At 61.0% G+C, this 20,936-nt stretch carries 17 protein-coding genes; 9 read left to right on the forward strand and 8 right to left on the reverse strand.

Going from position 1 to position 20,936, the window contains the following annotated elements; genetic code table 11:
• The first annotated feature begins 28 nt into the window (after window positions 1-28).
• On the forward strand, window positions 29-904 hold the full coding sequence (locus tag RE4_RS08520; RefSeq protein WP_019746934.1) for an aldo/keto reductase: 876 nt from the start codon (window positions 29-31) through the stop codon (window positions 902-904).
• Here RE4_RS08520 and RE4_RS08525 read toward each other — a convergent pair whose 3' ends face one another.
• The 3 genes from RE4_RS08525 to RE4_RS08535 form a co-directional block, all read right to left on the reverse strand.
• On the reverse strand, window positions 905-2,155 hold the full coding sequence (locus tag RE4_RS08525) for an NADH:flavin oxidoreductase/NADH oxidase family protein (protein WP_060938416.1): 1,251 nt from the start codon (window positions 2,153-2,155) through the stop codon (window positions 905-907).
• A gap of 28 nt (window positions 2,156-2,183) precedes the next feature.
• The gene (locus tag RE4_RS08530; RefSeq protein ID WP_007734158.1) at window positions 2,184-2,687 is read right to left on the reverse strand and encodes an SRPBCC family protein; all 504 of its coding nucleotides are present in this window, start codon (window positions 2,685-2,687) and stop codon (window positions 2,184-2,186) included.
• Window positions 2,688-2,759: 72 nt separating this feature from the next.
• Entirely contained in the window at window positions 2,760-3,335 is a 576-nt protein-coding gene (locus tag RE4_RS08535; RefSeq protein WP_007734151.1) for a TetR/AcrR family transcriptional regulator, read from the reverse strand.
• 85 nt (window positions 3,336-3,420) lie between these two features.
• On the opposite strand from RE4_RS08535, the gene RE4_RS08540 reads away from it, so the two are divergent.
• The 4 genes from RE4_RS08540 to RE4_RS31000 all read left to right on the forward strand — a co-directional run bounded on the left by RE4_RS08540 (window position 3,421) and on the right by RE4_RS31000 (window position 7,580).
• Complete coding sequence (locus RE4_RS08540; RefSeq protein ID WP_003945940.1) at window positions 3,421-3,879, forward strand: PaaI family thioesterase; 459 nt, start codon at window positions 3,421-3,423, stop codon at window positions 3,877-3,879.
• Window positions 3,880-4,137: 258 nt separating this feature from the next.
• Window positions 4,138-5,439 carry a TrpB-like pyridoxal phosphate-dependent enzyme gene (locus tag RE4_RS08545; protein ID WP_003945451.1) on the forward strand — a complete coding sequence of 434 codons (1,302 nt, stop codon included), beginning with the start codon at window positions 4,138-4,140 and terminating at the stop codon, window positions 5,437-5,439.
• A 142-nt stretch (window positions 5,440-5,581) separates the two neighbouring features.
• Window positions 5,582-7,006, forward strand: coding sequence for an outer membrane protein assembly factor BamB family protein (locus RE4_RS08550; RefSeq protein WP_060938461.1), 1,425 nt, complete (start codon window positions 5,582-5,584; stop codon window positions 7,004-7,006).
• Between the two features lie 256 nt (window positions 7,007-7,262).
• A complete protein-coding gene (locus tag RE4_RS31000) occupies window positions 7,263-7,580 on the forward strand; it encodes a hypothetical protein (RefSeq protein WP_127159966.1) in 318 nt (105 codons plus the stop codon).
• Between the two features lie 66 nt (window positions 7,581-7,646).
• Here RE4_RS31000 and RE4_RS08555 read toward each other — a convergent pair whose 3' ends face one another.
• Complete coding sequence (locus RE4_RS08555) at window positions 7,647-8,966, reverse strand: PucR family transcriptional regulator (protein ID WP_238076906.1); 1,320 nt, start codon at window positions 8,964-8,966, stop codon at window positions 7,647-7,649.
• 315 nt (window positions 8,967-9,281) lie between these two features.
• Here RE4_RS08555 and RE4_RS08565 point away from each other — a divergent pair, with 315 nt between their 5' ends.
• Together RE4_RS08565 and RE4_RS08570 are read left to right on the forward strand one after the other, a co-directional pair.
• Window positions 9,282-10,622 carry an MFS transporter gene (locus tag RE4_RS08565; RefSeq protein WP_060938418.1) on the forward strand — a complete coding sequence of 447 codons (1,341 nt, stop codon included), beginning with the start codon at window positions 9,282-9,284 and terminating at the stop codon, window positions 10,620-10,622.
• Window positions 10,623-10,878: 256 nt separating this feature from the next.
• A complete protein-coding gene (locus tag RE4_RS08570; RefSeq protein ID WP_060938419.1) occupies window positions 10,879-12,189 on the forward strand; it encodes an NAD(P)/FAD-dependent oxidoreductase in 1,311 nt (436 codons plus the stop codon).
• Window positions 12,190-12,352: 163 nt separating this feature from the next.
• On the opposite strand, the gene RE4_RS08575 is transcribed toward RE4_RS08570, so the two are convergent.
• Window positions 12,353-13,225 carry an alpha/beta hydrolase gene (locus tag RE4_RS08575; RefSeq protein ID WP_020968453.1) on the reverse strand — a complete coding sequence of 291 codons (873 nt, stop codon included), beginning with the start codon at window positions 13,223-13,225 and terminating at the stop codon, window positions 12,353-12,355.
• Window positions 13,222-14,448 (reverse strand): metal-dependent hydrolase family protein, encoded by a 1,227-nt coding sequence (locus RE4_RS08580; protein WP_238076908.1) that lies wholly within the window; start codon window positions 14,446-14,448, stop codon window positions 13,222-13,224. Before RE4_RS08580 ends, RE4_RS08575 begins: the two co-directional genes overlap by 4 nt.
• A 99-nt stretch (window positions 14,449-14,547) precedes the next feature.
• Between RE4_RS08580 and RE4_RS08585 the strand changes: the two genes are divergently transcribed.
• The gene (locus tag RE4_RS08585) at window positions 14,548-15,111 is read left to right on the forward strand and encodes a TetR/AcrR family transcriptional regulator (RefSeq protein WP_060938463.1); all 564 of its coding nucleotides are present in this window, start codon (window positions 14,548-14,550) and stop codon (window positions 15,109-15,111) included.
• 245 nt (window positions 15,112-15,356) lie between these two features.
• Entirely contained in the window at window positions 15,357-15,725 is a 369-nt protein-coding gene (locus tag RE4_RS08590; protein WP_060938421.1) for a cupin domain-containing protein, read from the forward strand.
• Window positions 15,726-15,751: 26 nt separating this feature from the next.
• Here RE4_RS08590 and recD read toward each other — a convergent pair whose 3' ends face one another.
• Window positions 15,752-17,620 carry an exodeoxyribonuclease V subunit alpha gene (recD, locus tag RE4_RS08595; RefSeq protein WP_060938422.1) on the reverse strand — a complete coding sequence of 623 codons (1,869 nt, stop codon included), beginning with the start codon at window positions 17,618-17,620 and terminating at the stop codon, window positions 15,752-15,754.
• Window positions 17,617-20,934 (reverse strand): UvrD-helicase domain-containing protein, encoded by a 3,318-nt coding sequence (locus tag RE4_RS08600; RefSeq protein WP_060938423.1) that lies wholly within the window; start codon window positions 20,932-20,934, stop codon window positions 17,617-17,619. The genes recD and RE4_RS08600 overlap by 4 nt, the downstream gene beginning before the upstream one ends.
• Window positions 20,935-20,936: the final 2 nt, after the last annotated feature.

A 20,936-nucleotide genomic window follows, 5' to 3' on the forward strand; every position in this document is an offset into this window, starting at 1 on the left:
GAAAGCTCGAGATCGCTAGCCTTGATCCATGAGCAATCCTGACATCACGCTGAATTCCGGAACCACGATCCCGCAACTCGGCCTCGGAGTCTGGCAGGCCACCAACGACGAAACCGAGCATGCAGTGCGGTTCGCTCTCGACGACGCCGGCTACCGGCACATCGACACCGCTGCCGCATATGGGAACGAAGAGGGCGTCGGACGAGGTATCGCCAACTCGTCCGTCGCGCGAGAGGACATATTCCTCACCACGAAGCTGTGGAATGCAGATCAGGGCTACGAGCCGGCGTTGAAGGCTTTCGACAGCAGCATCGACAAGCTGGGCGTCGATTACGTCGATCTGTATCTGATCCACTGGCCACTGCAGGACAACGACCGACTCCTCCGCACTTGGGACGCGCTCGAAAAGATCGCGGAATCGGGCCGCGCCAAGGCAATCGGGGTGTGCAACTTCGAGCCGCATCATCTGCAGCTTCTCGTCGATCGCGGCGGATTGTTGCCGGCAGTCGATCAAGTGGAACTGCATCCGCACCTCACGCAGCACGCGATCCGCGACAAGGCCGCCGAGCACGGAATCAAGGTCGAATCGTGGAGCCCACTCGGCGGTACCAGCAACGCGGGTTGGGGTAAGGCATCGAAGCCCAACACGCTGCTCACCGATCCGATCATCACCCGAATCGGCGACCGCCACAGCAAGACTGCCGCGCAGGTCCTGATCCGTTGGCACCTGCAGAACGGCCTGATCGTCATCCCGAAATCAGTGCATGACGCCCGGATCGCTCAGAACATCGACGTATTCGACTTCGAACTCACTGATCTCGATCTGAGCGAAATCGACACTCTCGACGACGGTACCCGCGTCGGCGCGCATCCCGATGAACTCAACATCGGTGCACCGAACTGATCAAGCCGCTCGTTTGGTGGGGCGAAGCGCATCGATTCCGTTTCGCCTCACCATCGTTCCGAGGGTCTTCCACCACGGCCGAGCCGGATCCGGCTCGCTTCCGTCGCCCATTCGGTGCAATTGATCGGTGTGCCACTGCAGGTCGAGTGCACCGTCGAGCATCGAGATGTCGGCAACCTTCCCCAACAACTTCCGCGCTCCGAACTCCACAGTCGGGACGATCAATCGTTCCCGATTCGATTCCAGGAGAACGGTTGCCGCGTCGGGAATCGTGATCGTCGGCCGGCCGAGGCCGATCACGTCGCACGCGCCGGAAGCGAGTGCCTCGACCATCGCCGATCGCGAGCGGAAGCCGCCGGTGACCGCCAAGGGAATGTCGCCGGCAATCGCTCGAACCGTCTCGGCATACTCGAGGAAATATGCCTCTCGATCGCGAGTGCTCTGCTTCTGCGCTTTACCCATCATGGCCGGCGATTCATAACTGCCACCGCTGATCTCGATGAGGTCGACCGACTCTTCGGTCAGCGCGCGTACTACTTCTCGCGACTCGTCTTCCGAGAATCCGCCGCGCTGGAAATCAGCCGAGTTGAGTTTGACCGACACCGCAAATCCCGGAGCAACGGTCGAGCGTATGCGCCGAACGATTTCAATCAGAAAGCGTCGTCGACGCTCGGGATCTCCACCCCACTCGTCCGTCCGCTGATTGGACAACGGCGAAAGGAACTGCGCAACAAGATAACCGTGCGCGGCATGTATCTGCACGCCTCCGAATCCGGAGGACTCGGCGACGCGAGCGGTTTCCGCGAACTTGTCGATGATCTCTTCGATCTCAGCAGTCGAGAGTTCTCGCGGCGTCGCCATTCCCGGAATCTTCAGCGCAATCGCGCTCGGTGCGACCGGTCGACCTCTGCTGGCGATCGGGTTGGATTGCCGCCCTGGGTGGTTCAGCTGCATCCAGATCTCGGCGCCGCCGTTCTTGGCAGTCTTGGCCCAGGCAGTCAGCGCTTCGGCATCACGATCGTCGTCGACGACGACGTTGCCCGGTTCGGCGATCTGCGATCGATCGACCATGACATTGCCGGTGACGAGCAATCCGAACCCGCCACTGCCCCAACGGCCGTACAGCGTTTCCAAGCGGGTGGACGGTGCATGAGTCCGGTCCCCCAGAGCCTCACTGAGCGCAGCTTTCATCGTGCGATTCCGCAGTATCTGCCCACAGGGCAAAGTCAACGATTCTCCGAGTGTGGTCATGGATACCTCTCGTATGAAGGGAAGAAAGTCAATGGCGTGGCGCAGAACCGAAGTGCCGCTTGGTATCGCGCACGAAGCTCGAGAAGATCAGTGAGTTGACCGGTAGCCCGCCGCGCACCGCGAGCGACAGCTTCGGACGCGGCGAGAATGCAAAATTCCACTGCAGTCTCGAACCCACTGCGAGCTCGTCGACGCGGTAGTCCTCCGCGAAGGATTGGAACAGCGGGACATTGGACTGTTCGACGTAAAACGAGTGCCGACGCGTTTCGTCGTCCCAGGTGATGAACTTTTCGCGCATCTGCATCGCACCACCGCCCACCTCCGCGATTCGGCGCGTGCCGACGCCGTAGGGGCGCGGCGAGGTGTAGTGCACTTTTGTGAGCAGTCGGCACCACGACAAAGGCTCGTCGGCGGTCAGACCGGCCCAGACGACATCAGGTTCGGCGGCGAGGTCGATCGAGTACGTGAAGATATGCGGCGCCGTGTCGAAGAAATCCACACCGACCGGTTCGAGGTCGAACCAATGTGTCATCGCCTACTCCTGCCCAATTAGCCGTTACATGAAGTTACGGATACTTGGCGACCGAAGTCAACCCCCGAAGGCTCAGCGGGACCAAGCCTCAGAACGAGAGAGCCCCTGCAGTGAAGCGATGACCTGTTCGAGCGGCTCGATACTTCGAGTCGTCTGGCACACCGCCACTGCACCTTCGACCGACGTGATCGTCAGGTTTGCCATCGACTTTGCTTGCACTGCAGGATAACCCGCAGTTTCGAGTTGCGATTCGATCAACTTCTGCCATCCCAGCATGACCTCAGCCGATACTTCCGCGACTTCTGGCTCACTGGCGCGTGCCAACCCGCCGGCAATCACCGGGCAGCCGATCGCGAAGTCCGAGCGCGTGAGATTGAGTCGCCAGATGTCTCCGACCGCTTCGATCACGTCGGCAGTGGAACCGGTGGCCGCAGCCGAGCTGATTCGTCTGGTGATGATCGCACCGGCCGCGCGCACGGCTTCGACCATCAGCTCGGTCTTGCCGCCGGGGAAGTGATGGTAAATCGACCCACGGGGCGCGCCGCTGTGCTTGATGACGTCGCTGAAGGACGTCGCATCGACACCGTTGCGGCTGATCAGTTCGACCGCACTACGAATCATGCGATCACGTGAGCTCAGCTCTGCCATGTCACAGATCCTTCGGCCGTCGGTACACCTGTCGACTCATACGCTACGTTATGTATGACGACCTACATAGTGATGGGATGAAACAATGAGTGACGAGACAACCGCAACCGTCGATCCGGCGCAGATGACAGGCCTCGAACTTCTCCGCTGGATGGGAACGCAGGTCAACGACCGACCCAGCATCGGACGCCTCCTCGGCATGGAGATGCGCGAGGTCAACGAGGGATCGGTGAGCTTCGCCCTGACCCCGCGTGCCGATTTCAGCAACCCGCTCGGCACCGTGCACGGCGGCATCTGCGCAACGCTGCTCGACTCGGTCATGGGCTGCGCGGTACACACGATGCTTCCGGCCGGCGTCGGCTACACGACCCTCGAACTCAAGCTCAACTACATCCGCACGGTGCCTCTCGACGGTGACGAACTGACAGCCCACGGCAGTGTCATTCACGTGGGCGGGCGTACCGCGACCGCAGAGGGCAAGGTCTTGGACAAGAACGGCAAGTTGGTGGCGCACGGAACTACGACGTGCATGATTTTTCGCTGAGCCGACGGAGGATGGCGAAAATGTAGCCGCGCCCGACGTGAGCAGGGTGCGAGTACCGATGTACGATCGGCTCGTGACCCTGCTCACTGCGCACCTCTGGTGGCCCGACCGCTGACGGTCAGCCGCAACTGCGTGCTGCCCGGACCGACATCGGGTGGTCCAGCAGGCTCCTCTCCAGGATCCCCGATCCGGCAAATGCCGTACGCGTCGTCGCTACGACCGCCAAGATCAGGTACCGAATCCACGAAGGAGAGTTAGTTGACCACCACCCCACTCAACCGTTCGCTCGAGCCTTTGGGCGTCTCCATCCCGTCGAAAGTGCCGACGCACTGGTACAACCTGGCGGCTGACCTCCCCGAGCCTGTTCCCCCGCACCTGCATCCGGGCACTCGTGAGCCGCTCGGCCCTGAGGACTTGGCGCCGCTGTTCCCGATGAACCTCATCGCGCAGGAAGTCGCAACCGAGCGCTACATCGAGATCCCGGAGACGGTTCGCGAGATCTACGGCATGTGGAGGCCATCTCCCCTGTTCCGTGCGCATCGACTCGAGCGCGCTCTGGGCACGCCTGCCCGCATCTACTACAAGTACGAAGGCGTGAGCCCGGTCGGTTCACACAAGCCGAATACTGCTGTCGCGCAGGCGTACTACAACGCGATCGAAGGAACCACCAAGCTCACCACCGAAACCGGCGCAGGCCAGTGGGGTGCGTCGCTGTCGTTCGCGGGCGCACTGCTCGGACTCGACGTCGAGGTGTGGCAGGTTCGCTCCTCCTTCGATTCGAAGCCGTACCGACGCATCCAGATGGAGGCGTACGGCGGAATCTGTCACCCGTCGCCTTCCGACCTGACGGAAGCCGGACGCGCACTGTTGAAGTCGCATCCCGACACCACCGGCTCGCTTGGTATGGCGATCAGTGAGGCCGTCGAGGTCGCTGCGCAGGATCCGAACACGCACTACTCACTCGGTAGCGTGCTGAACCACGTCATGCTTCACCAGACCGTGATCGGTCAGGAAGCAATGGTCCAGCTCGAAGAGGCCGGCGACGCCGTCCCCGACACCGTGTTCGGTTGCGCCGGTGGCGGTTCCAACCTCGCCGGACTCACCTTCCCGTTCCTGGGACGAAACCTTCGCGAAGGCACCAAGACTCGTCTGGTCGCCTGCGAGCCTTCGGCATGCCCGTCCCTCACCCAGGGCGAGTACCGCTACGACTTCGGTGACGTCGCCGGGTTGACGCCGCTGCTCAAGATGCACACTCTGGGTAAGGACTTCGTTCCCCCGGCGATCCATGCGGGTGGCCTTCGCTACCACGGCATGTCGCCGATGGTCTCGCATGCGGTCAACCTCGGACTCATGGATGCGATTGCCGTCGATCAGGACGACGCGCTCCAGGCCGGTCTGATTTTCGCCCGCGCCGAAGGGATCATCCCGGCTCCGGAATCAACCCACGCGGTTGCCGGCGCCATCGCTCACGCTCGCGCCGTCACCGAACCCGAGGTGATTGTGATCGGACTGTCGGGCAACGGTCAGTTGGATCTCCCGGCGTACTCGCCTTACGTCTGACGCCGTCGGTGTGGTGGTCTCGTGTGTACGAGGCCACCACACTTCGTCACACCGAGCACGTGGGATCGATTTCGAGGTCGGCATCGAGCCGGCCGTCCGCGAAACGAACCGATCAGTTTGCTCGATCGGTTACGGTCTTTCGATGCAGCTTCGGTTGAAGGAACACTGGAAACTGGTCGCCCTCGGACTGGCGTTGATCGTGGCGATCGCGTTCATCGTCGTATCGGCACTCTCCGACTCCAGTGAGGCGGCCTCGCCGAAGCAGAAGATAGGCGGTCCGATCGTCGAGCAGGGGGTTGTCGACGTGGACCTCTCCGATCCTCCGCAACAAGCCTGGGAACTCGATGTTCGAACGCTCACGGACAACTCCGGCGACGTGCTGCTGTCGATGCCTTCCGGCCTCGATAGCTACTACGGCTACGGCAACACGTACCAAGTCGGTGACGTGCTGGTGGCCGCGACTGCTTATCCCCTTCCCAAGACCGACGAGTCTTCGTCGAGTCAGGGAGTCGGTGCCGTCACACTGGTCGGTGTGAATCCCGACGACGGAAGTCCGCTGTGGAAAACGCGAATCGGCGGAGTCATCGGCCAGTGCAGTCAGCAGAACGAATCCACGATCATCGCGTGCTGGGGCGATCGACGGATGATCTTTGTCGATACCGCGACCGGAACTCTTATGTCCGACCTCGGAACCGACTTCGATCTCAATGGCGCCGTCATCACCGGAGACACCGTGTACACGTCCGGCGAAAGGATGGACGGAACGATTCGAACACGAATTCTCGCCAGCGGCAACACAACCAACTTAACGGCCAACTTCGTTCGCACCTTCGAACCAAGTGAGAAGTTCGGGGCCGTCTACACGGTCCCTCACACCGACACTGTCATTGCGATGGAACAGGGCGATGGCGGGGACCCACAGTACCGCTATCGAATCTACGATCTGGATTCCGGCGCCGAACGATTCAGATTCGAGGGCGATTCGCTTGTCCCGGCCGGGAATGGATTGTTCCTGACTAGTGTCGGCGGCAGGTCAGGTTATGCAGGAACCCAAAACCTCTTGGCTTCCGATGGATCCACGATTCGTGCGATACCGATTCCCTCGTACTCATCGTCGTCCTACCCAAGTAAGTCCTCGACGGGCCTGCCGATGTTTCTCGGCGACGGCGCCTACGACCCGGATTCCGGTGACGAACTTTGGCGCAGTTCACAAATCGTCAATACCGAGATGGCCGGGACGGGAAGCGCCATCGCCGCAGTGGTAGGTAAAACAATCCTGGTCACGTCGCCGGAGACGCGCACAATCTCGGGTCTCGACATCGAGAGTGGCCGACAGCTGTGGCAAACACCCTGGCAAGACGCGTACTGGGTTCGCAACGGCGCGACCGACGGCGACTACTTCGTCTTCAGCGACTACACCGGAATGCATTCGATCAGGGCTCGCGACGGAAAGATGATGTGGTCGGTTCCCCTTCCCCCAGAAGTCGATCCGCGCGGAGTCGTCGTCTCGAATGCCGGCAAAAACGTGTCGTTCTCCTGGCAGAATCATTTCACCGTTTGGCGATAGGCCGGCAACATCACCGATACTGTGTCGCACTGACCAGCCAGTTCAGCAGCAAGCAAAGGGCTAGACGTGCAGCATGAATGGCCACAATCCAGTCTGGCGCGTTTGTTCAATTTCGGGGGAACGATCTCGAACAACTGCATATATCTCCGCGACTCCAATTTCGGAAAGATCAGACCAGACCTGCAGTGAAGGGGTGCGTAAAAATCGCACCGACTCAGGTATCTGATCCAATCCAACCGTAAAGGGAGCCAACGGGATGGACGCGAAATCCCCTATTTGCAGTCGGCAACAAATTGTCCAGTTTGCGCGCAAACATCTGCGTACCGGGGGACCGAACTCAGACCAAATTCGTCGTCATTTCGGTTTGCAAAAACGCGCGTTCTTCACGCAGCTCGACACCCATCTGGACGATTCTGCACTTTCAATGCCCGAAAAAGTTGCACTCCGCCGCATCTGCCGACAGGAGGATAGAAGGTGCCCGATCAAACGTATGAACGTCTCAGCAGGTCAAGCCAACCCACCCCGGCCGATGTACGACGCGCTTCCTTTCCCACCCCAGAACCATCATGCTTGACGATCGAAAGCCCCGAACTACGTTGAGCCGCTGGATTCTTCCGCAGTCCCCTCTTCTCGGTTGGGATCATCGGAGATCTAACAACCGCGCGACTTTCAGACTTAAATGCAATGCCAACCGGTCGTCGCCGTTTGCCAAGTCTGCGCGTGTTATCTCCTGAATTCGCCGCAAACGATAGTACAAGCTCCCTCGATGCACACAGAGCGCCTCGGACGTTCGCTTTACGTCACCGGCATTGTCCAAAAAGCTCTCCAGCGTCGCGAGAAGAGCCTCACTTTTTGAGTCCTCATGGCTGAGCAAGGACTGCAAACCTGAGTGAATACTGTTCTCGAGTCGATCCTCCGACAGTTCGGCCAGAAGTCCGTAGACGCCGAGATCCCGATAACGCACAACATTTCCGAGCACCTTGACGACCTGGGCCACATCTGCGGAACGTCTGGACTCTTCGTAGGATTCGCGCACGTCTGCAACCGAGGTTCGCGGTTCACCGATACCAACCCAACATTCGATGTTCTGGCGTCCACTTTCAGACAAGACTCGCTCCCGGGCTGCCACGATCAGCGAGTCCAGATGGGTTTGAGTCGAACGTTCGGCCACCGATACGATCAACAGACTGTGGTCGGGGCGGTCGAGTTGGATTGCACTGTTCCGCGGGAGCCTCCGCCGAAGCTGATCGACGCCGACGGCAACACTCAGACGATCTCTTTCGGTCAATGTCGACCGGTCCACGGGACGAAGCAACATAGTGACCGCGACTGCTGGACCCGCAGCCATCAAGCCCTCATCAGCCAATCTGCTTGCCGCGTCCTCGCGCAGCGACCGCTCGCCAGACAGTACGTCTCGAGTAAGTTCCCGCTCCCGACTTCGGGACAACTCGTCCAGCAACTGTTCGCGATGAAGGATCATCGCCGCCGCATCAGCCGTGCGCCTCAAGACCTCGGCTTGATCCTCGTCAACTTCGCCCTCTGAAGTCAACAGCCAGACGAAGCCCAGCAGCGCATTGCGGTACCGGATCGGCATCCCGACCCGGCCAAGGGTCAGCCCTAGTCCTTCGTTGACGGGAACAGTGAAGAGATCGAGGGCTTCACGGCCTCCACTCGCGTAGATGAAGTCTACAATCTCGCGTGAAACATTCCGCTGTAGAACGGAATTCATTCTGACTGAATCGACGGCACTGTCATGCGAGTTGTACGCGAGGAGACGGATCTGTGCATCATCGATCGCAACGGAACGGTCCAGTCGGCGCCCGGTAGTATCCACCAAATGCTGTAGTTCTCCGGCCATGGTCGAACTGTACGAGCCACGCTCGCCGTTTTGCAACATATGACTAAATTCGTCCGCGACAATTTGAACGAATGACAGTGATGCAACTAACTTTCGCGCCATAGGCTCGCTACATGCCGAAGCACATGAGACCCGGAACGTGTTCACTCGGCCAGCGACCAGGCATACCCAGCACCGACAGGTTGCACGACAGCGACGAGATTCGTTGCAGCCGTGAGATTTGCGTTGAGGGCCGAAGCCAGCCGACGCGCTCTCGCGCGAGAAAGCGTCGTCCCTGATCCGGAATCGATCGCAACCTCCGTTCGCCAGATCAACGTGGGTCCGGTCGGCCTCTTCAATTTCGCATGCCCCGAACGGCATCGGCCACCGTGACGTCGCAAAACCGTTGCCATTCAGCATATCCCGAGAGGAATCATCATGACCGGCACAGCAAATGCTCCTGTAGCGCATCAAATCGAGACTTCACCTGGACGTCGATCGGCGCGCCGTAGGGCCCTGATTGCCGGCGCGACAGGCAACATCGTCGAATGGTTCGATTTCACGATCTACGGTTTCACTGCCGCAGTTCTCGCGACAGTGTTCTTCCCTCCGGAGTTCGGCAGTGGCGCACTGCTTGCCACCTTCGCTCTTTACGGAGTCGCATTCTTGGCCAGACCTGCCGGCGGCATATTCTTCGGAAGACTGGGTGACCGCCTCGGCCGACGGAGGTCACTGTCCCTGGCAATTACCCTCATGGGTTGCTCGACAGCGGCTATCGGCCTCCTACCGACATATGCTTCGATCGGTGTTGCAGCACCGCTGTTGCTGCTGCTCTGTCGCTTGGTTCAAGGATTCTCAGCCGGTGGCGAATACACCGGAGCGGCAACCTTCGTCGTCGAGCATGCGCCGTCTCACCGCCGAGGCTTGTACGCAGGGATTATCAGCTCTTCGTCGTTCGTCGGCAGCATCTTGGCCACGGTCACAGTCTTGTCATTCAGCTTGGTCGGCACTGAGTCCTTTGCCGACGGGGGATGGCGTTGGCCGTTCATCATCGGAGGCGTTGTCGCCATGGTGGGACTGTTCATGAGGCTTGCGGTCGAGGAAACTCCGGCTTTCAAGGAAATGAAAGAAAACGATTCCCTTCCAACCCGCCCTCTCACAGATCTGTTCCGCAATCACTGGCGGACTCTGCTCACGTCATTCGTGTATTTCGCCTCGCTCGGTGTCGTTACTCATATGCTGCTCGGCTACATGCCGACATTTCTGATTCTTTCAGCCGACGTTTCGAGCACGGTGGCACTGCTGATGACAACCGGCGCTTTGGTTCTCGCAGTCCCGCTGTTCATCTTCTTCGGCGCCACGGTCGACCGAATCGGCCGGAGACCTCTCGTCAGAATCGGCATGGTGATGTCAGTTTTCGTTTCAGTGCCCAGCTACATGCTCATCGGCACCGGAAACATTTTCGCGATTGCCATTGCACTGGCTGCTCTGGTCATCGCGCTTTCCCTACTCGCGTCCGCTTTGCTCGTAATCCTCGAAATGATGCCGACGCATGCTCGATTCACCGGCACGGCAATCCCCTACAACATCGCATATGCGCTCTTTGCAGGAACTGCGCCGCTGGTGTGCGCAGCACTGGTCAACGCCACTGGAAGCGATCTGTCGCCTGCCTTCTACGCGACCGCCATCGCTTTGATCGCACTTCCCATTCTGTGGCGAGGGATTCCGGAATCGAAAGACTGGTCTGCCACGCGGGGCAGCTCGACGAAACATTTCTGACAACGGACGCGCCACGGCTGTGATTTTTTGAGCAGCTGTCGATAGCGTTCCGATGGCCGTCACGAGAGAGTTGAGGACGACGGACACCTCTGGACTTTCAGGTACCAAATCCATTAAGGCAGAGCCGAATCCGAGAAGTCGGGATGCGGGTCTCCAGAGGAAGTCGACGGCGTCGGAATTACCAGAACCCAAGCTCGCCGGATCGAATAGCTGCGCTTCGATCCGGCGAAGCCATCAGTAGAAAGAGGGGCCGAAAGTGCCTACCGACAAGACCGATGCAGTTGTGGTCGGAGCTGGAGTGATCGGCAGCTCCATCGCCTACGAACTGGCCGCTCGAGGCTACGAAGTCCTGGTCATCGACAAGTCTGGTGGTCCGGGCTACGGCTCGACCAGTGCATCCAGTGCGGTCATCCGGTTCAACTACTCCACATTCGACGGTATGGCTGCGGCTTGGGAGTCGCTGCATTGCTGGCAAAACTGGAACGAGCATCTCAACGCGACAGTCGACGGCGCGCTTGCGAAGTTTCGGCAATGCGGGATGGCACTGCTCGATGTCGACGTCGCACCCCACGCGCGCACGATTGGACTGTTCGAGAAGATCGGAATCGACTACCAACTTTGGGACGCAACGACACTCGTCGAAAAGATTCCCGGTATCGACGCAGGTAAATACTATCCACCGAAGCCAGTCGACTCGGAGTCCTTCTTCGCAGATGCGGAAACCACGCTCGGCGCGCTGTACACACCGCAGGCGGGGTTCGTCGACGACCCGCAACTGGCAGCCGCGAATCTTGCTGCGGCAGCACGTTCGCACGGTGCGGTTTTCGCATACAACACGCGTGTGGTGGCAGTCGAGCAGTTGCCTGACGGCACCTGGCAGCTAGGGCTCGACGACGGGGAAAGTGTGAAATCCAAGATTGTCGTCAACGCCGCCGGCCCCTGGTCAGGAGCGTTCAACAAGCTGTCGAATGTCGGGTCCGACTTCAAGGTTTCGGTTCGGCCCTTGCGTCAGGAAGTCCATCACATCACCGCACCCACTGAGTACAACGACGACGAGATCCTCGGCCCGATGATCGCCGATTTGGATCTCGGAACCTACATGCGAGCCGAACCTGGAAACGGTTTCCTCGTCGGCGGAACCGAACCGGATTGCGATCCGCTCGAGTGGATCGACGATCCTGATACCGCAAACCCGAATCGCACTGTTGCCCGATTCGAAGCGCAGGTTTTCCGCGCCGCCAGGCGTTTCCCCACCCTGGAGGTCCCTTCACAACCGAAAGGTATTGCCGGCGTGTACGACGCAGCGTCTGACTGGACCCCGATCTACGACAAGACAGACAGACAAGGTTTCTACGTCGCCATGGGCACCAGCGGGAACCAATTCAAAAATGCGCCCATCGCTGGGCGCCTCATGTCCAGGATCATCGACGAAGTGGAAGCTGGACACGATCACGACGCTGATCCCCTGACCTATGTCGGGATGCACACCGGGCTCGAAATCGACCTCGGCGCATTCTCCCGCCTTCGGGCACCCAATGCCGAGTCGACCGGGACGGTCATGGGTTAGAAGTCTTGTCCGGCTTGGAGAATCGACAGCCGCGACAACTGAATAGACACGGCTGTGGGTGTCCACCACGTGGTGGACACCCACAGCCGACTTCTCCTTCAACGGCGTCTACGGAAAATCGCCCTAGAACGTGTCAGCGGCACATCGCCTCCGGGACGGAGAGCTAACGTGCATGGCAGGTCTTCAAGTAGCTCAGGAACGATGCCTGCAGCCCGGTTACGTGCGTCTCGTGCAACAACGCGGTCGAAACATCCTGCGACCGTCCCTTGCCATGCAACTGCTCCACGACGGCGAGAACGTTGCGTGACAGTCCGCGATAGATCGGAATGGGTCCAGTCAGTTCGGCTTCGTTCAGCGTGACGTGCAGCTGCGGAACAACTGAGCCCACGCCACGCTCGGGCAGTGCCTCGACCAGTGTGTGGATCTGGCTGTCGGCGTTCACAACTCCGGGACTACCCGCACCGAAGGTCGCGAATGGGGGCGCGTCGCGCAGCCATGCGTAGAGGGCGAAAAGGCCTCCGTACGAGTACCCGAAGAGTCCGTGCCCGGACTCGCTGACACGTAGCTCCGACGAGTACAGGCGAGGGTGGAGTTCGTTGGTCAGGAAGTCGAGGAAGACGTCCCCGTGGGTGTCTGCCAGCTCCTCGAGGTAGGCGTCCACGTACTCCTGGGTCATTGCACCCGAGTCGCGAGCAGCGGCAAGAGTAGCCATCATTTCTTCGCCTACCGGTTCCCCAGGCGGCACGAGATCGCGGTTGCGGAGCCGTGCCCAGTTGGCGGCTTCCTCACCGGCATATCCGACACTGACCTGAATGTACGGGGCGACCGTCAGGTACGGGTCTGCCTGCGTGACGATGAGCGGGGCGGTAAGACCTACAGCCCAGTTGCCGTCCATCACGTAGATCAGCGGTAAGGGATCCGTGGAGTCCGCGTAGCCGGGGGGTGTGGTCACCCAGACGCCGTAGCTGTGCCCCGACTTCGCCGTTATTTCGAAGTACTCCGTGTCTGCAAAACATCCGTGCAGCATTGCGCTCATCGAACGCCTCCCTTGACGATATTGCCGGACTTCACGACGAGAGCAGCCATGTCCGGATCGGCGAACACCTTTGCGTCTCGGAGTGGGTCTTGCTGCCAGGCAACCATGTCCGCCTGCATACCGACGCGGATAGTCCCGACGGTTTCCCCGATACCGAGAATGTCGGCATTGACGCTGGTGGCCGAAACGAGTGCATGCATCGGCGACTCCAACTCCGCGCGCAAGCGCAACTCCTCACCTCGGCGCTTTTGGTGCGGCCCGATGAGGTCCGAGCCCAGGCCGATCCTCAGGCCTGCTGCGCGAGAGGCCTCGAGCGCTCTGGCCATGCGTTGACGCACTCCGGCTGCACGCTCTCGTATTGCCGGGTCCAGGTCCATGCTTTCGGTGTCCGTCAACTGCTCCACCACGGCGAAGGTGGGGACCAGAGCCACGTCGTGCTCGCGCATCAACTGGGCAGTCTCCGCGTCGATGTCGGTGCCGTGTTCCACGCACCGCACTCCCGCCCGCACTGCGTTGCGAATGCCCGCATTGTTGTGCGCGTGGACCGTGACGTAGGTGCCGCGCGACGCTGCTTCTTCCACTGCCACGGAGATTTCCTCGACGGTGAACTGTGTGTCGGTGAGGCGGTCATGGCCTCCGACGACACCGCCGGTGACGCACAGTTTCAGAAATGTTGCGCCTCGGCGGAACGATTCGCGCACGTTGCGTCGTAGCTCGTCGGCATTACCCGACATCAAGGACAAGGCGCAGAGCCCTGGAATGTGGTGCATGTTCCACAGCTCGGTCGGCTCCCATGCGGCCCCGTAGTAGCCGTGTCCACCGGTCTGGCACTGCACAGGACCACACGAGAGGACACGCGGACCACGCACCTTGCCGCTCGCAATAACGTCGACGACTCCGCCGTCGATGCCACCGACGTCTCGCACCGTGGTGAAGCCAGCGTCGAGGGCATCGCCCGCGGTGGCGAAGATGCCCGCAGCCAGTTCGGCTGCCGAGAGCTCAAACCCGAATTGCCTTCGGATCGGACTCGAAATACCCAGGTGGACATGAGCATCGATCAGCCCCGGAGTCACAAGCATGCCGTCCAAGTCAACTGTCGTCGAACCCGACGGCGCCTGTCCGATCGCGGTGACAATGCCGCCGCTCACGCACACGTCGACTTCGACCGGGTCGGTACCCGATCCATCCGCGACCATGCCGCCGGCAAACCATACGTCAGTCAAACGGACCTCCCGAGCATTAGAAAACCTCTTTCCTAAACACTGGTGAATTCGATATGCGGTACCGTACTCAACAGTGGTGAACCCGTCAATGGAGGTAGCGTGAGATCGCCGGTTGGGGAGGGTCGAGAGCGACTGTTACAGGCACTGTTCGACGAGTTCGGTGAAACCGGCCCAAGTCCGAAGCTGTCGATGCGCCAAGTAGCGGAGCGACTCGGAGTGCACCACACGCTTCTGACCTATCACTTCGGATCACGACCAGGTCTCCTCAGCGCCGTACTGTCGGAAGCGCGCCGCCGTGACAACCTCGTCATCGCCGCGATGGGCAAAGATCTCGGGTTCGCAGCCCTGTGCAGGGCGATCTGGAGCTTCTACTCGAACGCCGAGCATGAAGATCGAAGCCGCACCTTTTTTCACCTGGCCGGACTTGCGGTGTACGAGCACAAAGCATTTCAAGATTTCGCCGCCGACCTCGACGACTTGGCTCACCTCCTCGAAGTGGCAGCACTTCGCGAAGGATTCACAGTGGTGGATGCAAAGCAGCAGAGCATCATCGCAACCGCATGTCTGCGAGGACTGTTGCTGCAGAGGTTGCTCACCCCCGACGCCGAGGTCGACGCGGCAGCCGAGCGCTTCATCACCTCGTTGACAGCGTCCACCACGTAAGGCCGCACAACCGATCACCCTCGTTCGAAATCACCGACGCGGGGCCGTTTGCCATTGGCTCGGTCACGTTTCGGCGCGAGCCGGGTCTCTGAACCCCGGTTGAATGGTGGCCGATCGCACTTTCGACATCTGTACGAGCGAAGTGCCGAAAGATGCGACAAGTGAACCTATCCCGACCCAGCAGACACACGACATCATCGACAAGTCCGATGATTCACATGAGTTTCGAAAGTCAGGATTGAATTGTGACCATTACCTTCCGTGCCGCAGAGTTGAACAGCGCAAGTGGGATCTTCCAGCAAGCACTGCTCGGCCAACCCAGTGCAGAGCCACTCGGCGGAGACATCATCACTCGTGCAGATGTCGAGTTCACCAGTGACGACGGCCGCATTCAATCCGGAGTCTGGGAGAGCGAACCGGGAAAGTCGCGGTGGGAGTTCCTCACCCGCGGCGAGATCATCACTATCGTCTCCGGCGCCATGACCGTCGAGGAGGACGCCGGCGATCCCGTACATCTCGTTGCCGGTACGAGTGCAATCTTCCCAATCGGATGGAAGGGTACGTGGACGGTCACCGAGACCGTACGCAAGGTGTTCGTCGTATACAACGTATGACCAAGAGAATCCGCAACATCCGACTTTCACGGCCCGTCGTACGGACGGATCTCCCGACGCAGCCCACTTGCCCTGAGCACCTGTCGCTGAACTCCCGCCCTCACGGAATCCTCGGTGCCGATTACCCTCACATGGTTTCTGGCGCGAGTGATCGCCGTGTACAACAACTCCCGGGTGAGCAGTGACGAAGCCTCGGCCGGCAGCATCACCGATACCGTGTCGTACTGGCTGCCCTGGCTCCGGTGAATCGTCATCGCGTAAACGGTCTGCACCGACGAGAGTTGGCTCGGGTGAATCAGAAACGCATCACTCCCCCGCTGGAATGCAGCAATAGGAACGCCATCCTCACGCTGCACGATCACCCCGGCATCCCCGTTGTAGATCTTGGCCTCGTAGTCGTTGGCCGTCACCAACAGGGGTTGGCCCGGATACCACCTCGTCGGGTCCAGGAATTGCCCTGATGCCGTGCCGACCCACTCCATCGCCTGCTGCGCCCACCGCCCGACACCGTACGGTCCGTCACGGTGCGCGCACAAAAGACGGTGCGATTCCAGTCCTTTCAGGGCGCCGATCGCATCACCCTCCTCGGCCGACCTCGTCACCACCTCTGAACTCACAACGATATCGGCGCGCAATGCGTCAACATCCTCGGGAGAGTGGAAGGAGACGGCGGGATCGCCACTACGCAGGATACGCAGAACCTCAGCGGAATCTCCCGCTCGCACTGCCCTGGCCAACGACGCGATGGTTCCGTCGAAGCGGCGCCCGCGTGAGAGTTGAATAATCCCGCCCCGCAGACGATCCTGCTCGTCCACACTCAGGGACTCTTCGGAACCGGTGGCCGTGAGGTCGTCACCCACCAACTGTGTCAGCGCCGGATTTCCACTGACTTCTACCGGGCGGGCGACAAGATCAGCAAGAACAGCGCCGGCGTCGACTGAGGTCAACTGATCGGGATCGCCGACGAGCAGTAGCCGGGCATCGGGGCGAACCGCTTCGAGCAGGCGCGCCATCAAGGTGAGGGAGACCATCGACGTCTCGTCGACGACGACCACGTCGTATGGAAGTCTGTTGGTCGCATTGTATTTGAAACGGCTCGAACTCCCCCGCTGCCAACCGAGCAGCCGGTGCAGGGTCATGGCCGCGAGTTCTTCGGGAAGGCCAAGGCTCGCGGTCTGCTCACGTACGGACTCTTGCAGACGTGCTGCGGCTTTGCCCGTCGGTGCGGCCAGCCCGATGCGAGCATTCAAACCCAGCTCCTCCGACAGGAGAGCGAGAATACGTGCGACCGTATGGGTTTTGCCGGTTCCGGGCCCACCGGCGATGACCGTCGTCCACTGTGTCGCGGCAAGAGCAGCGGCTATCCGTTGACGATCAGGGCTGGTGGTCGGCCCGTTCTCGTCGACGAACAGCGAATCCAGGCGCGTTCGGACCGCTTTCAGGTCGGCGGGCGGCCACGTGGACGCACGCTCGTCGAGCACTCGCCGAATCGTCTGCTCCTGCAGAAAGTACCGATCGAGGTAGAGAAGCTCACCGTCGTCCGTGTCGACCAACCGGAGGGGCCTGAGCGGTCCGGCGTTGCCGCCGATCGCCAGAGGGCTCAGGCGAAGGGCGGCAACGATCTCCGACGGTTCGGGCCACGGCAACGACGTAAGTTCGTCTTCCGTCGCATTGTCGACGCTCACATCGCGCATCCGTCGTAGATCGAGGCACACCGAACCTGATCGCACGGCCCGAACTGCCAACGCCGCGGCCAGCATCACTTCTTCGGAAGTTTCACCGCCCAGGCTGCACACTCTCGTCGCGACATGAACGTCGGCGGCAACCAGAACCCCGGCTTCGTTGAAGATTCGCACGATCCCTTTGGCGCGCTGCGCCAATTGCGCCTCGGTCATCGAATCTTCTCCCCTACTGTGTGGGACGCATCAAGACCGGCCAGCAGATCCGATAGTTCAACCGTCAGCTGAGCAGGCGGTTTCCATTCGAATACACCACATTCCGGCGGACTGTCCGGGCCGAGCATCCCCCGCACGAATTGATACTGCGCGCCTCCGATATGGTGATGCGGATCGTAGTCGGGCAGTCGCCACCGCAGATATCGATGCAGCGCAACCGAATACAGCAGTGCCTGCAAGGGATAGTGCGAGCGCATCATCTCCGTCGCCATGAGTTCGCGCGTGTAGTTGGCAGCCGTCAGATCGCCGCGGCCCAGCCGATTTGTCTTGTAGTCGACGATCACGAACGACGGGCCCGGGATCCGCAAGACGGCGTCGATACTGCCCGTCAGGAACCCGCGCATCGGTGACGTCTCGACACGGTCAAGATGGTCGGCGTACGACGCCAGAATGTCGTCCGGGGGAAGGTGGCGCCTCAACAGTTCCGACACTCCGCGAAGTGTGACACTCATCGACACCGGATCGTCGCCACCGGCCAGTGGGAGTTCGAAATCGAGTTCGGGAAGACGATCTTTCGGCGCGATCGTGGCCAAGGTTCCGAATCCCAGTGGAGTCTGCATCACCAGCAACAATGCATCCGCGAGTGCTTCGGAGTCGACCTCGGCCGCCCGAACCGAGACCGCCTCGGCGCAGCGTATACGGAGTTCCGCTCTCAGGTCTGAAGCAGCCGTATCCACCACCTCGAGCACTTCATGCACCAGCGTGCCGAATGCGGCGCCCGCCGGAAGACCGTTCATCGGTGAAGGCAACGCCTCCAGCGGCGAGGGGGTGACGGTCCCGACGTCTACGGAATCCTCCGGCTCGTCGTCCTTTTCGGGATCCTCTACCTCACTGTCGGTGCTCGTGACCGCGTGGTGAGCTCCGGCGGTCAGTGCCGAGTACGACGTACGACGCCAGAGAGTGTCCAGGTCTCGATCGAAACGCGCCGCGGCCAGTTCGGTCACGTTCGCGGCTGCACCGGACCACTGGACGGGCGAGGGTGGATGTGGACCAACAGGTTCCACCGAGATCACATCGGAAGCTGCTGCCGGCCACGTCGCGAGTCGTGCTGCGGTTGTACCGTCGTCGAGCACCTTCACTACCCGAGCAGGTTCGGCGATGCCGGGTGTACGTCCGAGCATCAAGCGGTGCAGTGGCGAGCGGGAGGTCCCGTAGCTTGGCGCCCACCAGAGCACTAGTTGGCACTGCGCCCGGGTCAGCGCCACGTACAGCAGCCGCAGTTCTTCGCCCGCTTCTTCAGCCTCCGCAACAGTCTTTCTGGCGTTGTGCCCCGGGCCTTCCTGCCCGCCGACGTCGAGGATGCGGCGCCCATCCGGATCGTGCAACAACTGCGTCGGAGAGTTGAAGCCGCCTACGCTCTCCCAACTGAACGGGACGTAGACGATCGGGAATTCGAGCCCTTTGGTGGCGTGCACGGTTGCGATTTGTACAGCGGCAGCATCGCTGTCGAGGCGACGGCTTCTGTCGGTTGCGCTCCCGGACGTCGGGTCCTTGATCCGATCGGAGAGCCAGCGAACCAATGCGCTCAACCCGAACGCTTCCTCGGTGGCGACGCGGCCGAGAAGTTGTGCGACGTGCCGCAGATCGGTGAAATCTCGTTCGCCGGACGGGGCCGCGAGTACACGCTTCTCCAGATTCGTTTCGGCGGAGATCCTTTCGAACACGGCTGCGAACCCGACGCGTGCGAACAACCCGGAGTATGAGCGCAGTTGACCCGCGAGTTCCGCGACGACGTTGTCGCCGTCGAGGTCCAATTCTTCGGCGGTGCGCCCGAAAATCGGAGAGAGGGCGGTCAACCGGACGCGATCAGACCGGTGCGGCTGCTCGATCGCCTGCAGCAGCCATAGCCACTGTGTTGCGCTGGGTGTCGCGAAAACACTGGAACCGCCGGTCAACACGGACGGTACACCTACGGCATCGAGGGCATCGCGAATCATCGCCACCTGCTTGTGGGTGCGCACCAATACCGCGACGTCTCCCGGCTCGACCGGGCGCGGATCACCGTCGACTGCCAAGCGGGCATCGCTGCCCAGCAGTCCGACCACGTCTGCTGCGACGTCGTCGGCGACGCGACTGCGAAGTCTGCCTACGGCCGGAAATCCCGAACGATTGAGCGGTCCGGCTCCGGTACGCGCCAGATGGCGTACACGCATCGGCACCGGGCCGGACAACCGAGACTTCTTGTGCGAAGCCTCTACTGGATGCGCGACGATGCCCTCGTTACCCAGTGCGGCGCCGCCGTAGAGGTGTTCGAGTGCCGCCAACAACCCTGGATCGCTGCGCCAATTGGTGGTCAACTCCTGGTGCGCATCCGCCTGATTGACCGCATCGAGATAACTCAGGACTTCTGCCCCGCGGAACGCATAGATGGCTTGTTTGGGATCACCGACCAGGACCAGGGTGGTGTGACCGTGGAAGGCCAACCGCAGAATGTCCCACTGCAACGGATCGGTGTCCTGGAACTCGTCGATCAGCACGACCTTGAACTTCTCGCGCACCCGACGGCACGCGACGGGGCCGTATTCCGGATCCGTCAACACGCCGTGCAGCAGCGTCAGGAGATCGTTGAAGTCGCGAATTCCTTTGGTCCGCTTACGTCGTTCAACCTCGAGACGAGCAGCCGCCGCGAACAGGACTCGCTGACCGGGAGCGGTCTCCTCCTCGCCGTCGGGTTCGAGAATTGCCTGGCCATCGCCGACTGCGCTTCGGGCAATGGCCAGCGCGTCCTTCGTGGAAAACGGTGGAGACGAGTCCGTCCGGCTGTAGCGGCTGAGGTACAAATCCGAGACGACCTCACTGATCAGGTCGTCGACCGACTCCACAAAAGTTGTGTCGGGTTCGCGTTCCCCGGCGATGCCGAGTCCGTCGAGCATCCTCTGACAGAAACTGTGGGTGGTCGTGATGGTGCCGGCGTCGAACTCCGCGAGAGCGCGCAGGAGTCGACGACGCCGCACGCCGATCTCCTCGTCGTCAGCTGTGGCGAGGTACGACACCAGATCATCATCCGACCGCCTCGCCGCCTCCGGGTCGACCAGAGCGGCGGACACTCCGGCGAACCTCTCCCTGGCACGCTCACGAAGTTCCTGAGTGGCGGCCCGGCTGAATGTCACCAGCAGAACTTGCGAAATGTCAGCGAGACCTTCGGCAACACAACGGGTCGCGAGTCCGACGATCGCGTAGGTCTTGCCAGTTCCGGCGCTCGCTTCCAACACCGTGGTGCCGGTCGGTAGCGGCCCCAAAAGGTCGAAGTCCACGG

The sequence above is a fragment of the Rhodococcus erythropolis NBRC 15567 genome (assembly GCF_001552595.1).
In the GTDB taxonomy this organism is placed as follows: domain Bacteria; phylum Actinomycetota; class Actinomycetes; order Mycobacteriales; family Mycobacteriaceae; genus Rhodococcus_F; species Rhodococcus_F erythropolis.